This window comes from Streptomyces sp. NPDC050743, assembly GCF_044456925.1.
Lineage (GTDB): Bacteria > Actinomycetota > Actinomycetes > Streptomycetales > Streptomycetaceae > Streptomyces.
The window spans coordinates 76,135-90,272 of the sequence record NZ_JBITGJ010000012.1 but is presented as its reverse complement, the minus strand read 5'-3'; the positions used below and the strand labels follow the sequence as shown (position 1 = coordinate 90,272).

Annotated in this window: 17 protein-coding genes; 9 read left to right on the top strand and 8 right to left on the bottom strand. The window is 72.5% G+C overall.

Annotated features, from left to right (window positions below; all coding sequences use genetic code 11):
• Window position 1 precedes the first annotated feature (1 nt).
• Window positions 2-970 carry an aldo/keto reductase gene (locus ACIBJF_RS15365; RefSeq protein ID WP_399174193.1) on the bottom strand — a complete coding sequence of 323 codons (969 nt, stop codon included), beginning with the start codon at window positions 968-970 and terminating at the stop codon, window positions 2-4.
• Window positions 971-1,163: 193 nt separating this feature from the next.
• On the opposite strand from ACIBJF_RS15365, the gene ACIBJF_RS15360 reads away from it, so the two are divergent.
• Window positions 1,164-1,991 (top strand): endo alpha-1,4 polygalactosaminidase, encoded by an 828-nt coding sequence (locus ACIBJF_RS15360; RefSeq protein ID WP_399174192.1) that lies wholly within the window; start codon window positions 1,164-1,166, stop codon window positions 1,989-1,991.
• A 141-nt stretch (window positions 1,992-2,132) separates the two neighbouring features.
• Complete coding sequence (locus tag ACIBJF_RS15355) at window positions 2,133-3,011, top strand: hypothetical protein (protein WP_399174191.1); 879 nt, start codon at window positions 2,133-2,135, stop codon at window positions 3,009-3,011.
• Here the strand turns inward: ACIBJF_RS15355 and ACIBJF_RS15350 are convergent.
• Together ACIBJF_RS15350 and ACIBJF_RS15345 are read right to left on the bottom strand one after the other, a co-directional pair.
• On the bottom strand, window positions 3,008-3,541 hold the full coding sequence (locus tag ACIBJF_RS15350) for a flavoprotein (protein WP_399174190.1): 534 nt from the start codon (window positions 3,539-3,541) through the stop codon (window positions 3,008-3,010). The genes ACIBJF_RS15355 and ACIBJF_RS15350 overlap by 4 nt on opposite strands.
• A 9-nt stretch (window positions 3,542-3,550) precedes the next feature.
• The gene (locus ACIBJF_RS15345; protein ID WP_399174189.1) at window positions 3,551-4,009 is read right to left on the bottom strand and encodes a nuclear transport factor 2 family protein; all 459 of its coding nucleotides are present in this window, start codon (window positions 4,007-4,009) and stop codon (window positions 3,551-3,553) included.
• Between the two features lie 149 nt (window positions 4,010-4,158).
• Between ACIBJF_RS15345 and ACIBJF_RS15340 the strand changes: the two genes are divergently transcribed.
• A complete protein-coding gene (locus ACIBJF_RS15340) occupies window positions 4,159-4,746 on the top strand; it encodes a TetR/AcrR family transcriptional regulator (RefSeq protein ID WP_399174188.1) in 588 nt (195 codons plus the stop codon).
• Here the strand turns inward: ACIBJF_RS15340 and ACIBJF_RS15335 are convergent.
• Together ACIBJF_RS15335 and ACIBJF_RS15330 are read right to left on the bottom strand one after the other, a co-directional pair.
• On the bottom strand, window positions 4,730-4,921 hold the full coding sequence (locus ACIBJF_RS15335; protein WP_365324976.1) for a ferredoxin: 192 nt from the start codon (window positions 4,919-4,921) through the stop codon (window positions 4,730-4,732). The two genes, ACIBJF_RS15340 and ACIBJF_RS15335, sit on opposite strands and share 17 nt — an antisense overlap.
• A 12-nt stretch (window positions 4,922-4,933) precedes the next feature.
• Complete coding sequence (locus ACIBJF_RS15330; protein WP_399174187.1) at window positions 4,934-6,160, bottom strand: cytochrome P450; 1,227 nt, start codon at window positions 6,158-6,160, stop codon at window positions 4,934-4,936.
• Window positions 6,161-6,367: 207 nt separating this feature from the next.
• On the opposite strand from ACIBJF_RS15330, the gene ACIBJF_RS15325 reads away from it, so the two are divergent.
• Together ACIBJF_RS15325 and ACIBJF_RS15320 are read left to right on the top strand one after the other, a co-directional pair.
• Window positions 6,368-6,499 (top strand): hypothetical protein, encoded by a 132-nt coding sequence (locus ACIBJF_RS15325; protein WP_399174186.1) that lies wholly within the window; start codon window positions 6,368-6,370, stop codon window positions 6,497-6,499.
• Between the two features lie 68 nt (window positions 6,500-6,567).
• Entirely contained in the window at window positions 6,568-7,017 is a 450-nt protein-coding gene (locus tag ACIBJF_RS15320; RefSeq protein ID WP_399174185.1) for a nitroreductase family deazaflavin-dependent oxidoreductase, read from the top strand.
• 89 nt (window positions 7,018-7,106) lie between these two features.
• Here the strand turns inward: ACIBJF_RS15320 and ACIBJF_RS15315 are convergent, their stop codons facing one another.
• Window positions 7,107-8,123: a cation diffusion facilitator family transporter gene (locus ACIBJF_RS15315; RefSeq protein ID WP_399174184.1), complete on the bottom strand. Its 1,017-nt coding sequence runs from the start codon at window positions 8,121-8,123 to the stop codon at window positions 7,107-7,109.
• Window positions 8,124-8,221: 98 nt separating this feature from the next.
• Between ACIBJF_RS15315 and ACIBJF_RS15310 the strand changes: the two genes are divergently transcribed.
• Together ACIBJF_RS15310 and ACIBJF_RS15305 are read left to right on the top strand one after the other, a co-directional pair.
• Window positions 8,222-9,241, top strand: coding sequence for a glutathione S-transferase family protein (locus ACIBJF_RS15310; protein ID WP_399174183.1), 1,020 nt, complete (start codon window positions 8,222-8,224; stop codon window positions 9,239-9,241).
• A 28-nt stretch (window positions 9,242-9,269) separates the two neighbouring features.
• Entirely contained in the window at window positions 9,270-9,578 is a 309-nt protein-coding gene (locus ACIBJF_RS15305) for a DUF4235 domain-containing protein (RefSeq protein WP_399174182.1), read from the top strand.
• 58 nt (window positions 9,579-9,636) lie between these two features.
• Here ACIBJF_RS15305 and ACIBJF_RS15300 read toward each other — a convergent pair whose 3' ends face one another.
• A complete protein-coding gene (locus ACIBJF_RS15300) occupies window positions 9,637-10,101 on the bottom strand; it encodes a pyridoxamine 5'-phosphate oxidase family protein (protein WP_399174181.1) in 465 nt (154 codons plus the stop codon).
• 44 nt (window positions 10,102-10,145) lie between these two features.
• The gene (locus ACIBJF_RS15295) at window positions 10,146-10,865 is read right to left on the bottom strand and encodes a TetR/AcrR family transcriptional regulator (RefSeq protein WP_399174180.1); all 720 of its coding nucleotides are present in this window, start codon (window positions 10,863-10,865) and stop codon (window positions 10,146-10,148) included.
• A 125-nt stretch (window positions 10,866-10,990) separates the two neighbouring features.
• On the opposite strand from ACIBJF_RS15295, the gene ACIBJF_RS15290 reads away from it, so the two are divergent.
• Window positions 10,991-12,493: an APC family permease gene (locus ACIBJF_RS15290; RefSeq protein WP_399174179.1), complete on the top strand. Its 1,503-nt coding sequence runs from the start codon at window positions 10,991-10,993 to the stop codon at window positions 12,491-12,493.
• Window positions 12,494-12,511: 18 nt separating this feature from the next.
• Window positions 12,512-14,137 (top strand): amidohydrolase, encoded by a 1,626-nt coding sequence (locus tag ACIBJF_RS15285; RefSeq protein ID WP_399174178.1) that lies wholly within the window; start codon window positions 12,512-12,514, stop codon window positions 14,135-14,137.
• Window position 14,138 lies beyond the last annotated feature (1 nt).

Sequence of the window (14,138 nt, the reverse complement as noted above, 5' to 3'; positions counted from 1 at the left end):
CTCAGTGGCCGCTGATCGCACGCGGCGTGTAGGGCTGCTCCAGCTCCTCGATCTCCTTCTCGGTCAGCTCCAGTTCCACGGCGGCCACCGCGTCCTCGATGTGCTGGGGCCTGGCGGCGCCGACGATCGGTGCCGCCACCGTGTCCTGGTGCAGGAGCCAGGCGAGGGCCACCCGGGCGCGGGGCACACCGCGGTCGTTCGCGATGCGGGTGACGGCCTCGACGATCGAGCGGTCGCTCTCCAGGTACAGGCGGCTGCCGAAGTTGTCGTTGGCGCTGCGCTCGGTGACCGTGCCCCAGTCGCGGGTGAGCCGGCCCCGGGCGAGCGGGCTCCACGGCAGCACGCCGACGCCCTGGTCCGCGCAGAGCGGCAGCATCTCCCGCTCCTCCTCGCGGTAGAGCAGGTTGTAGTGGTTCTGCATGGACACGAACTTCGTCCAGCCGTGCCGCTCCGCCGTGTACTGCAGCTTGGAGAACTCCCAGGCGTACATCGAACTCGCCCCGATGTAGCGGACCTTGCCCGCCTTGACCAGGTCGTGCAGCGCCTCCATCGTCTCCTCGGCGGGGGTCGCGTGGTCGTAGCGGTGGATCTGGTAGAGGTCGACGTGGTCGGTGCCGAGGCGGCGCAGGCTGTGGTCGATCTCCGTCATGATGTTCTTGCGCGACAGACCGGCGCCGTTGGGGGCCGGCCGCATCCGGCCGTGCACCTTGGTGGCCAGCACGATCTCGTCGCGGTTCGCGAAGTCGCGCAGTGCCTTGCCGACGATCTCCTCGCTGGTGCCGTCGGAGTAGACGTTCGCGGTGTCGAAGAAGTTGACGCCCGCCTCCAGCGCCTGCCGGATGAGCGGGCGGGACGCCTCCTCGTCGAGGGTCCACTCGTGGACGCCGCGGTCGGGCAGGCCGTAGGTCATGCAGCCCAGACAGATCCGCGAGACGTCCAGGCCCGTCGAACCGAGCTTCACGTACTGCATCGTTGCTGCTCCTGCCTTCGGGACGATGGTCACCCACGAGCCTACGGCGTGGCCCGGCACCGGCTTGACGAGCGAAGCGCGCGGGCGATGTGATCCTGCCACGCACCGCGCCGTCCGGCGTGGGCAGGATGGAGCGGACGTGCCCCCCAAGGGTGTTTCCCGCGCCGCGCGCTCCCGAAGGACCGCGGGCGCCTTGACAGCGGCCCTGATCCTCGCCCTCTCGGCGTCGGCCGGCTGCGCCTCCGGCGGTCCCTCCGGCTCCTCGGGCGGATCCGGCGGCGAGGAGCGGCGCGGCTCGCCGCAGCCCGCCGCGGTACGGCTGCCCCCGCGCCACGCCGGGTTCGACTACCAGATCGGCGGCGCCTACCCCCCGCCGAAGGGCGTACGGATCGTCAGCCGCGACCGCTCCGACTCCCCCGCGCCCGGCCTGTACAACATCTGCTACGTCAACGCCTTCCAGGCCCAGCCCGAAGAGCGCTCCTCCTGGCCTGCCGACCTGCTGCTGCGCGACGCGCGGGGCAGGGTCGTCGTCGACGCGGACTGGAACGAGGCCCTGCTCGACCTCCGCACGCCGGCCAAGCGGGAGCGGGTGGCCGAGCGGGTGAACGAGTGGACCGACGGCTGTGCGCAGAAGGGCTTCGACGCCGTCGAGCCGGACAACTACGACAGCTACACCCGCTCCCACCGCCTGCTCACCGCGGCCGACGCGACCACCTTCATGGCCCTGCTGTCCCGGCACGCGCACGCCCGGCACCTGGCCGTCGCGCAGAAGAACACCGCCGACCTGGCCGGTGTCCGGGCGCGGGCCGGGCTGGACTTCGCGGTGACGGAGGAGTGCGGGCAGTACGACGAGTGCGGGGTGTTCGCCAAGGCGTTCGAGGACCGGGTGGTGGACGTCGAGTACACCGATGCCGGGTTGCGCTCGGCGCTCGCCCACTGGGGCGACCGGCTGAGCATCGTCCGGCGGGACCGTGACGTGTCCACTCCGGGGAGCAAGGAGTACGTCCGCGAGGTCCGGTGAACTCCAGCCGGGCCAACATGTTGCTGCCCCCAGGTGACCACCCGGCGTGGGAGTCGGCGGATGGTCATACTGTCGGCTCATCCTCGGCGCAGACGACCGGCGTCCGGCCGGTCTCGGCCGCCCGGAGGAAACGCGGTGCCGATGCGTCCCACCACTATGAGAACCCTGGCCGGAGCGATGCTGCTGCCGCTGGCCCTCGTCACGACGGCCTGCGCGCAGTCCGCCGCCGGGCGGGCGCCCGTCGGGGCCTCGCGCGCCGCCGCGCCGGCGCCCGAGACCCCGGCGACCCTGTGCTCGGCCGCGGGCACCCTGCGCGGCCCGCACGGTGAGCGGGCCGACGTCAGCCTGTGCGCGGACACGGGCGCCCCCAGGTTCAACATCACGGCCCCGGCCACCTGCCGGATCGCCGGCGTCCGGGTCCGCTACGCCTGCCGCACCGAGGGCACCTGGAAGGCCGCCCGGTCCGGCAAGACCCTCGGCACGGGAGCGCTGCCCGGCTCGGGCCTGTACCCGGGTCCGGGCACCTACGACATCAGCGCCACCGTGCGCGTGCGGTCGACGCCCGCGGGGGTCGACCTGAAGGGCACCGTGCAGGGCACCGTGTCGCTGACCGCACCCAAGGCCAAGCCGACACACTCCGTCACCGTCGACCGGACCGAGCTGCGCCGCAACGCCACGACCACCGTGACGTACACGATCCGCCGGGACCGTGACGAGGGCGACGGCAACGCGCGGCTGGGGATGATCGGCCAGGAGGGCACCGGCCTGCGGATCGGCACGGTCGACAAGCGCTGCGTCAACCCGCTGGTGGGGCGGTACCCGGCCAAGACCCGGCTGGCGCACTCCCTGGACTGCACGGTGACCGAGCTGCAGCCCGGCCACCCGGAGAAGCTCACGGTGCGCTTCACGCTCGGGTCGAAGTGCTCCACGGTGGTCTCGAAGCTCGGCTACTGGGTGCCGAAGGGTCAGGACATGTTCACCGGGAACATGCTGGCGGGGCCGACGCTGACCTGCCGCTAGCGCCCCTGGAGCAGTTCCAGCGCCCGTTCCCAGGCGAAGTCCGGCCGGCCGCCGTCCGGCCGGGGTTCACCGGTGTACGGGTCGCCGAAGCGGACGCCCATCCCGCGCAGCCGTTCCAGGCTGTCCCGGTAGGCGGGGTGGGCGGCCAGCGCGTCGGCCACGCAGGGCAGGACGGCGATCGGTATGCCCAGGCCCGCGGCCTCGCACAGGGTGCCGAGCGCGAGGGTGTCGGCGATGCCGGCCGCCCACTTGTTGACGGTGTTGAAGGTGGCGGGTGCCACCACGACGGCGTCCGGCGGCGGGAAGGGGCGGGGGGCGGCCAGCGTGCGCCAGGCCGATCTGACGGGGCGGCCGGTCTGCGCCTCCACGGCCGCGCTGTCGAAGAACCCGCCCATGGCGACCGGTGTGGCGATGACGCCGACCTCCCAGTCCCGTTCCTGGGCGGCGCCGATCAGCTTGCTGACGCCCGCGGCGATCCCGGCCGCGCAGACGACGACGTAGAGGAAGGGTTTCTCGGCCTGTTCGGTCATCCGGGAACACTACTGAAGCGGGAAGGACTGCCCCCGCTCGGCCTCGGGGCGCGGGCCGTGGATGCGGCGCTCCTTCTCCTGGATCCGTACGTCGTTGATGCTGGCCTCCCGCCGGGTCATCAGGCCGTGCTCGTCGAACTCCCACAGTTCATTACCGTAGGAGCGCCACCACTGGCCGTCGGTGTCGTGGGACTCGTACTGGAAGCGGACGGCGATGCGGTTGCCGTCGAAGGCCCACAGGTCCTTGCGCAGCGCGTAGTCCAGCTCGCGCTCCCATTTGGCGGTCAGGAACGCGACGATCCCGGCGCGGCCGGAGACGAAGGTGTCGCGGTTGCGCCAGACCGAGTCCTCGGAGTAGGCGAGCGCCACCTTGTGCGGGTCGCGGGTGTTCCAGGCGTCCTCGGCGGCCTGGACCTTCTGCGCGGCGGTCTCGCGGGTGAACGGCGGCAGTGGCGGACGGTCGGCCATGGTCTCCTCCTGGGCTCGGGCAGAACCGGAGAACGAGCGTTCTCGGGCTGGCTGCTACCGTAGGAGAACGCGCGTTCTCCGTCAAGGAGCGCGCCGGGGAACACGTCAACGACCTCGCCGAGGAGCCCGAGGAGTCAATGGTGTCGCCGATGGACAGCGCGGCCGCCCGGGACAGGGTGCTCGACGCCGCCGAGGAGCTGTTCTACGCCCGGGGAGTGCAGTCCGTGGGCATGGACGAACTGCGCGGCGCGTCGGGTGTCTCGCTCAAGCGGCTCTACCAGCTCTTCCCCGCCAAGGAGCAGCTCGTCGCGGCGTATCTGGCCCGGCGGGACGAGCGCTGGCGCGGACGCCTCGCCGCGCACGTGGCACGGCAGCGGGACCCGCTCGAGCGGATCCCGGCCGTGTTCGACTGGCTCGCCGGTTGGTTCGGCGAGGACGGCTTCCGCGGCTGCGCCTGGATCAACGCCTACGGCGAGCTGGGCGCCACCTCCGCCCTGGTCGCCGAGCAGGTGCGCGCCCACAAGGAGGCGTTCCGGGACTACCTCGCCTCGCTCGTGGCGGACGCCGGACTGCCCGCCGCGCTCACCGGACCGCTCTTCCTGCTCGCGGAGGGCGCGATGGTGACGGCCGGCATCACGGGGACCGCCCGGCCGGCGGCCGAGGCCCGCGAGGCGGCACGGGCCCTGGTGGCGGCCGCCAGCCCGGGCGGGCCCGGCCGTGCTAGGAGGACAGCCTGATCGCGCTCACCGGGCAGGCGCGGGCGGCCTCCCGGACCATCGGGTCGCCCGCGCCGTCCTCCCGGCCGGGCAGCACGGTGCTGTAGCCGTCGTCGTCCTGGGTGAAGACGCCGGGTGCCGTCAGCGCGCACTGACCCGCGCCGATACAGACGTCCTTGTCGATGTCGATGTGCATGAGCAGAGCCTCTTACCAGGTCACGGGGAGTTCCAGCATCCCCTGGATCGTGTCGCCGCGTTTGAAGGGGATCTCCTCGGCCGGGGCGGCCAGCCGCAGCCCCGGCAGCCGGGCCAGCAAGCCGCCCAGGGCGATCTCCAGCTCCGTGCGGGCCAGGTTCTGGCCCAGGCACTGGTGGATGCCGAAGCCGAACGCCACGTGGTGGCGGGTGGGGCGATGGAAGTCCAGGGCGTCGGGGTCGTCGTAGAGGGCCGGATCGCGGTTGATCACCGAGGTCGAGAAGAGCACGCCCTCGCCGGCCCGGATGGTGGTGCCGTCGACGTCGATGTCCTCCAGCGCCACCCGCGCCATGCCGTCCGCGATGGACAGCATCCGCATCAGCTCCTCCACGGCGGCGGGCAGCAGCGCCGGGTCGGCGCGCAACTCGGCCAGCCGGTCGGGGTGCTGGAGCAGGGTGAAGGTGCCGAGGGAGATCATGTTCGCGGTCGTCTCATGGCCCGCGACCAGCAGGATGAGGGCCAGCGACACGACTTCGGCGCGGTCCAGCGTGCCGTCGCGCAGCTGGTGGTGGACGAGGTCGTCGAGGATTCCGTCGCCGGGCTCCGCCTGCTTCGCCCTGTCGTCGATCAGGGCGCCGAGGTAGTCCTCCAGGCGTGCGCGGGCGTCCATGGAGTCGTCCGCCCGCGGGCCGCGCAGCAGCCTGCGCGACTGCTCCTCGAAGAACTCGTGGTCGGAGTACGGCACTCCGAGCAGGCCGCAGATCACCATCGACGGCACCGGCAGTGCGAAGTCGGAGACCAGATCGGCGGGCGGCCCCTGCGCGATCATCGCGTCCAGCAGCCCGTCCACGGTCCGCTGGATCCACGGCCGCAGCTCGGCCGCGCGTTTGACGGTGAACGACGGGATCATCATCCGCCGCTGGCGCTGGTGTTCGGGATCGTCCAGGCCGAGCAGGGCCACCCGGCGGTCGCGGACGCCTGCGAACCGCTTCGCGGGGATCGGGAAGCCCGGATGGCGGCGGTCGCTGGACAGGCGGGGGTCGGCGAGCAGGGCGCGGGCGGTGGCGTGGGCGGTGACCGCCCAGACCTCGCGGCCGTCGAAGAGGGTGACGCGGGACAGGGCCGGCCCGTCGCGCAGCGGCTCGTATCCGGTGGGTGGGTGGTAGGGGCAGGTGCGGTCCTGCGGGAAGGCGACGGCGGCCGGGTTCGCCGGGCCGGTGGGGTCCGTCAGTTCCGTCATGGAAGACCTCGCAGACGAAGTAGTGCGTCGTGCCGATCTTCATTAGATGCCCCGGGCACCTATGGGTCGACTGCAAGTTCGGCCAGTTCGGCGATCCGGGTGATCTGGCCGAAGACGAGTGGCCGGAGGGATGGATTCCGGCCGGGAGAGCGGCACGCGGTCCGCCGGTCCCGGAAGCCGACCGCCCTCGCCGGAGGAGGCGGAGGCATGCGCGACGGCGAGACCGTCCTCCTCCACATGGTGCCGTACGACCGGACCACCCCGCACGCTCGGGCGCCCTGGCCAACCGCGCGGCAGCCGGAGGTCACCGTCGGCGCCACCGGACCGCGGTACGGATGATTCGCGGGGCCGCGGGTGTTGAATGCCGGTGGCAGACAGCCGTTGGACCGACGAAGGGGACGGATCCCATGCCTCTTGAGGGTGAGTACGAACCCAGCCCGACGCAGTGGGTGCGCGAGCAGGTCGAACTGTACGAGAGTTCCGGCGGGACGAAGGGCACCACGCTCCTGGACACGGGGCTGCCGGTCGTGGTGCTGACCAGCCGGGGGGCGAAGAGCGGAAAGATCCGCAAGACGCCGTTGATGCGGGTGGAGCACGAGGGGGCCTACGCGCTGGTCGCCTCGCAGGGCGGCGCGCCCAAGCACCCGGTGTGGTACTTCAACATCACCTCGGATCCGCATGTCGAGCTGCAGGACGGGCCGGTCAAGCAGGACATGAGGGCCCGTGAGGTCACCGGCGAGGAGAAGGCCCGGTGGTGGGAGCGGGCCGTGGCCGCCTACCCGCCGTACGCCGACTACCAGAAGAAGACCTTGCGGGAGATCCCGGTCTTCGTGCTGGAGCCCGTCGACGAGGGGTGACGAGAGCCGATTCGCGCCGCGTACCGGCGGGATTCGGAAGAATCCGCGCCGGGGAGGTGTGAGCCCGTCCCACAGCGGGCACTCGTGCGTCAGGCCCCGCCGCGTTCCCCCGTCGCGGCGGGGCTCTCTCGTGCCTCGCCCGCCGGCCGGTCGGTCACGTCCAGGAAGATCTGGTCGGCCTCGGGGAACGTCCGGGCCAGCGAACGCTTGATGCGTACGGCGACCTCCTCCACCTGCTCGCTCTCCAGACCCGGCACCAGGTCGATGCGCGCGGCCACCAGGGTTGAGTCCAGGCCCGTCTTCATCGTGAACAGCGCCTCCACGCTGTCGATCTCCGGCTGTGCCCGCAGCAGCGAGCGGATCCTGCCGCTCAGTTCCGGGTCGGCGGCCTCCCCGATGAGCTGGTCGCGGGCGTCACGGCCGAGCCGGTAGGCGACGTAGACCAGCAGGACGCCGATCGCCAGCGAGGCGGACGCCTCCCAGACGACCTGCCCGGTCACCATGTGCAGACCCATCCCGGCGAGGGCGAGCGTCACGCCGAGCACCGCCGTGCCGTCCTCGGCGACCACCGTGCGCAGCGCCGGATCGCTCAGCGAGGCCAGGCCGCCGCCCTGCCGACGCACCTGGTGCAGGGCCCGCAGCAGCGAGGCGCCCTCGGCGACGAGGGCCACGCCCAGCACGATCAGGCCCGCCACATAGCCGCTGAACTTCTCCTCGGTGCCCTGGCTCAGCGCCTCGAAGCCCTGGAAGAAGGAGAAGCAGCCGCCCATGACGAAGATGCCGACGGCGGCGAGGAGGGACCAGAAGAAGCGTTCCTTGCCGTAGCCGAAGGGATGCTGTCGGTCCGCGGGGCGGCGGCTGCGGCGCAGCGCGGTCAGCAGGAACACCTCGTTGCAGCTGTCGGCGACGGAGTGCGCGGCCTCGGACAGCAGCGCGGGGGAGCCGGCGAGGACACCGCCGACGGCCTTGGCGACGGCGATCACCAGGTTGGCAGCGAGCGCGACCAGGACGGTGACCTTGGTGTGCCGGTCGGACCCGGAGCCCGGCCCGGGCGCCCCACGGCCCTGCTCACCGCTCCGCTCTCCCTCGGATGATGTCCCGTTCACTCAACGCCGACTGCCCGCGAGCGGGCGGATCACACCGTGCGGGCGGCGGAAAACGGGGAACGCGTTGCCCGAGGAGCACCGGGCGCCGAGGAGGAGACATGGACGGCGACGACGGCAACCGCGCCTACGGCCACAAGACGTTCACCCGGTCCAGGAGCCACTTCGCGGACCGGATCACCGCCGACGGCCGGGACGGCTGGCCGGTGCGGGAGGGCCGTTACCGGCTGGTGGTCTCGCGCGCCTGTCCGTGGGCGAGCCGGGCGGTGATCGCGCGCCGGCTGCTGGGCCTGGAGGACGCGCTGTCGATGGCGGTTGCGGATCCGGTCCAGGACGACCGCAGCTGGCGGTTCACCCTGGACCCGGACGGCCGCGACCCGGTGCTCGGCATCCGGTTCCTGAGCGAGGCCTACGACCGGCGCGAGACCGGTTACCCGGGCGGGGTCAGCGTGCCCGCGGTCGTGGACGTCCCCAGCGGACGACTGGTCACCAACGACTACCAGCGGCTCACCCTGGACCTGGCCACCGAGTGGACGGCCCTGCACCGCCCCGGCGCGCCCGACCTGTACCCGGCCGGCCGGCGCGAGGAGATCGACCAGGTGATGGCCGAGGTGTACGAGGACGTGAACAACGGCGTGTACCGGGCCGGGTTCGCCACGCACCAGAAGGAGTACGAGGAGGCGTGCGCGGGCGTCTTCCGGCGGCTGGAACTGCTCGCCGGCCGGCTGGCCGAACAGCGGTATCTGGTCGGCGACACCCTCACGGAAGCGGACATCCGGCTGTTCACGACACTGGTCCGGTTCGACGCCGTCTACCACGGCCACTTCAAGTGCAACCGCTGGAAGCTGACGGAGAACCCGGTGCTGTGGGCGTACGCCCGGGATCTGTTCCAGACGCCCGGGTTCGGTGACACCGTCGACTTCGACCACATCAAGCGGCACTACTACCAGGTGCACACCGGCATCAACCCCACCGGCATCGTGCCGCTCGGCCCCGATCTCGCCGGCTGGCTGACTCCGCACCACCGCGAGGAGCTCGGCGGCCGGCCGTTCGGGGACGGTACGCCGCCGGGGCCGGTGCCGCCCGGCGAACGGGTGGCCCCCGAGGGACGGCCCGCATGAGGGCCGCCAAGCGAGGAACAAGTCACACATGGCCAGGACAAAGAAGAAGAACAAGCTTCCCTTCGTCTACCAGCCGATCGGTTTCGTGCTCAGCTGGGCGAGCGGCGCGCTGGCCGGTGTCGCCTTCCGGAAGGCGTGGACGGCGCTCCGGCACGAGGAGGACGCGCCGGACGCGCTGGACCAGGACCGGGGATGGGGGGAGATCCTGTTGGCGGCGGCGGTGCAGGGGGCGATCTTCGCTGTGGTGCGCAGTGCGGTGAATCGTACGGGCGCGAAGGCCATCGCCCGGTCGACGGGGGTTTGGCCGGTGGCGTCCAAGGAGGGGGCCGGGGACTGAGCCGCGCCACCCGCCGCAGGGGCGGGCCGTGCGCGGCCGCGGGTTTCCTGGTGGCCGGTCAGTCGCCGAGCAGCCACTCCCCTTCGCTCATCAACTCCCGCCCGCTCAGCTCGTTCGCCTCGCGCCACGCCTGGACGCGTTGCGGCAGGACCCTGAAGTACAGGTAGCGGGTGGAGAGTTGGCGGGGGTCGAAGCCCGTCTTGCCGGCGAAGACCTCCGCGTCCTCCTCGGGGAAGTCCTCCGGGGTCCACGACTGGACGGTGCCCTCGATCATGACGACGTCCCGTGTCGGACCGAAGCCGAGCCGGGCCCGGCCGGTGGCGACGAGGTTGCGGCCGGTGGGGCTCTCGGCCGGGGTGGCGATCAGCACCGTGGCGCCGTCCCACACGAAGGACAGCGGCACGAGGTAGGGGGCGGCGCCCTCGGGGCCGGCGGTGGCGACCCACACGTCGACGTCGTTCTCCAGCCGGTGGAGGGTGTCCTTCATGCGCTCTGCGGCGGTGCGGGCGGGCGGTGGGGTCATGGCGTACGGCCTCCTCGGGATGCGGATCCCGTCCAGTGTGGCCGTCAGCCCCCGCTCCCCGCACGAATGTGATCGAGGCGTGTCCGGGCGGCCGTCAGGAGCAGTTCGAGGGCGGCCGGGTAGGAGCTGGAGCGCATGGTGGCGACGAGATGGGGGGCGGTGGCCGCGATGTGCGGGTGGGTGCCGGCGGGCAGCCGGCCGTAGGTGCTGCGCCAGACCTCCGCCTCCGCCTCGCGCGCGGTCCGCGGCAGGGCGGTGCCCGCGGAGTCCAGGGCGCCGAAGGCGAGGGCCTGGTCGACGAACGCGTGGTAGATCCGGACCGCCTCCGGATCCGGGAACCCCGCCCGGCGCAGTACGCCGAGGATGCTCTCCACGGCCTGGATCTCATGGGCGCGTCCGGTGACGCGGTGGGCGCTGAGCATCGCCGCCCGGGGCTGCGCGAGGGCGCCGGCGTGCATGCGCAGGCCCAGATCGCGCAGGTCGGCCACCCAGTCACCGGTCGGCCGCCAGGTGCGCAGGGTACGGCCGATCAGCTCGTCGGCGATGGCCAGCATCAGGTCGTCGGTGTGCCGGAAGTACCGGTAGAGCGAGCTGGGATCGGCGCCGAGGGCCCGGCCGAGGCGGCGCACGGAGAGCGCGTCGGCGCCGTGCTCCTCGATCAGCCGCAGCGCGGTCTCCACGATCAGCTCCTCGGACAGAACCACGCCCTGTTTGGTGGGGCGGCGGCGCTGCCGGGCGGCGGCCGGGACGACACGGTCGGTCATGAGGGCCTCCCTGGGGTGTGCCCGGCACCTTACGACAACATCGTTGACCTGTGAAGTCCTCCGGCAGTTTCATGTCCGCTCACCGGGGCCGTCCGGGGCCCCGCGGTGCGAGCGGAGAACCGGCCATGAGCGACAGACCCTTCGGAGTGGATCCCCCCGCGCGGCCCGAGCTGCGCAAGTCCCTGAGCGTGGTGGACGGCGTGGCCGTCGCCGCCTCCAGCACGGCCGCCACAACCAGCATCGGCATCGGCCTCGGGGTCACCGCCGCCGTGGTCGGCCCGCATCTGCCGGCCATCATGCTGCTGGCGTTCCTTCCGGTCCTCGGCATCGCCGGGGCCTACTCGCGGCTGAACCGGGTGGAGCCGAACGCCGGCAACGGCTATGTGTGGGTGGGCCGTTCGCTCAGTCCCTGGCTCGGCTTCATGGTCGGCTGGGTGAACTTCGTGGCGAGCGTGGCGTTCCTCGCCTACACGACGGCGGTGACCGGTTCGGCGCTGCTGCAGCTCGCCGCTGAGGCCGGGCTGCACCGGATCGGATCCCTCGCCCTCGATCCGGGCTCGACCGCGCAGACGACGGCGCTGGGGGTCGTCGTCCTGGCCGCCGTGACCCTGACCGCCGTGACCGGTGTGCGCACGGCGGCCCGGCTGCAGACCGGGCTGCTGGTCTTCGAGTACGTGGTGCTGCTGGGGTTCTGCGGCTACGGCATCGTCACCGGGCCGCACTCCTTCAGCCTCTCCTGGTTCGACCCGTTCGCGATCCCCTCGGCGACCGCGCTGGCGCAGGGCCTGCTGCTGTCGGTGTTCTGCTACTGGGGGTTCGAGGCGGCGTTCACCGTGAACGAGGAGGTGCGCGACCCCCGCGACGCCTCACGGGCCGGGACCATCACCCTGGTGACGATGCTCGGGCTGTTCCTGCTCGGCTCGGTCGCCTTCCAACGGGTGCTGTCGCAGGCGGAGTTGGCCGGTCACGGCGCGCAGGGGCTCGCGTACTACGGCGACCGGCTGGCAGACCGGCCGCTGGCCGCGCTGCCGCTCGTCGCCCTGATGTTCTCGGCGGTGGCCTCGCTCCAGGCCGGGGTCATCCCCACGGCGCGCGGGATGTTCGCGATGAGCCGGGACCGTACCCTCGGGCCGGTGTGGTCCAAGGTCAGCAGCCGGTACGGGACTCCGGCGGCCGGGACGCTGCTCATCGGGGCGCTGGCCGTCGTCGTGGCGGCGGGCGCGCTGGTGATCCCGCGGCTGGCCGACATGATCGACGCGATCGTGAACGCCGTCGGCATCGTCGTCGCCCTGTCCTACGCGCTCACCGCGCTGGCGGCCGCCGTACGGTTCCGCTCCCTGCTGCGGGATGACTGGCGCCACGGCGTCCGGGCGGTGCTGCTGCCCACCCTCAGCGCGCTGGCCCTGCTGGGCCTCGGCGGCTATCTCTGCTGGTCCTTCTACACCTCCGCCGACCATCTCGAACTCCGCGCGGACAACGGCTGGTTCCTGCTGCTGATGCCCCTCGCCATGATCGGGTCCGGGTTCGCGGTGGCCGCGTGGGCCAAGTGGGTGCGCAGGTCGCCGTACTTCCGCACCGGGGCCGGCACCGACGCCGACGCGCCCGAACTGCTCACCACCTCCAACTGACCTGTCAGGAAAGGCATCATGCACGCTGATCTCCTCTTCACCGGCGGCCCCGTCCTCACCCCCGGCGGCCGTACGGCGACCGCCGTGGCCGTCACCGGGGACCGGATCACCGCCGTCGGGCACGACGAGCTGCGCGACCTCGCCGGGCCGGCCACGGACGTGGTCGACCTCGCCGGACGGCTGCTGCTGCCCGGCTTCCAGGACGCGCACGTCCATCCGGTGCCGGCGGGTGTGGAACTGGCCCAGTGCGATCTGTCGGGCCGGGCGACGGCCGAGGAGACCGTGGCCGCCGTACGCGCATACGCCGAGGCCCATCCGGAGCGGGAGTGGATCCTGGGCGGCGGCTGGTCGATGGAGGCGTTCGCGGGCGGCACGCCGACGAAGGAGCTGCTGGACGCGGTGGTACCGGACCGGCCGGTGTATCTGCCCAACCGGGACCACCACGGCGCCTGGGTCAACAGCCGGGCGCTTCAGCTGGCCGGCATCGGCCGGGACACGCCCGACCCGGCCGACGGGCGGATCGAGCGGGACGCCTCCGGGGAACCGAGCGGCACGCTCCAGGAAGGCGCGATGCAGCTGGTCGGCCGGCTCACCCCGCCCGCCACACCGGCCGACCGGCTGGCCGCGCTGCTGCACGCCCAGCGCCGTCTGCACGCGCTCGGCATCACCGCCTGGCAGGACGCGCTGGTCGGCGACTTCCTCGGCATGGACGACCCGGCCGCGGCCTATCTCACGGCGGCGCGGGACGGCTCGCTCACCGCGCGGGTGCGGGGCGCGCTGTGGTGGGACCGGGAACGCGGGGCCGAGCAGATCCCCGAGCTCGTCGAGAAGCGCGCCGCCATGAGCCACGGCCGGTTCCGGGCGGGCACGGTGAAGCTGATGCTGGACGGGGTCGCCGAGAACGGTACGGCCGCGTTGCTGGACCCCTATCTCGACCGGTGCGGGTGCGCGACCGCCAACCACGGCAAGAGCTTCATCGATCCGGGACAACTGCCCAAGTACGTCACCCAGTTGGACGCCCTCGGCTTCCAGTGCCACTTCCACGCGCTGGGCGACCGGGCCGTACGGGACGCGCTGGACGCGATCGAGGCGGCCCGCGCCGCCAACGGGCCGAGCGACACCCGGCCGCATCTCGCGCACCTCCAGGTCGTGCATCCGGACGACGTGCCCCGCTTCGCCCGGCTCGACGCCACCGCGAACATCCAGCCGCTGTGGGCCGCGCACGAGCCGCAGATGGACGAGCTGACGATCCCCTTCCTCGGGCCCGAACGGGCCGCCTGGCAGTATCCGTTCGGCGCGCTGCTGCGCTCGGGGGCGCGGCTCGCGGCCGGCAGCGACTGGCCGGTGAGCAGCCCCGATCCCCTCCAGGGCGTCCATGTCGCGGTCAACCGGGTCGAGCCGGGCGGCAGCGGCCCGGTGTTCCTGCCTGAGGAGCGGCTCGGCCTCGCGGACGCGCTGACGGCGTACACGGCCGGGTCCGCGTACGTGAACCATCTGGACGACACCGGCCGGGTGGCCGTCGGGGCGCTGGCCGATCTGGTGGTGCTGGACCGCGATCCGTTCGCCGGGCCGCCGCAGGCGATCGCGGAGACGGCCGTGGCACTCACCTATGTGGGCGGGCAGCGGATGTACGGGGCCGGGTGAC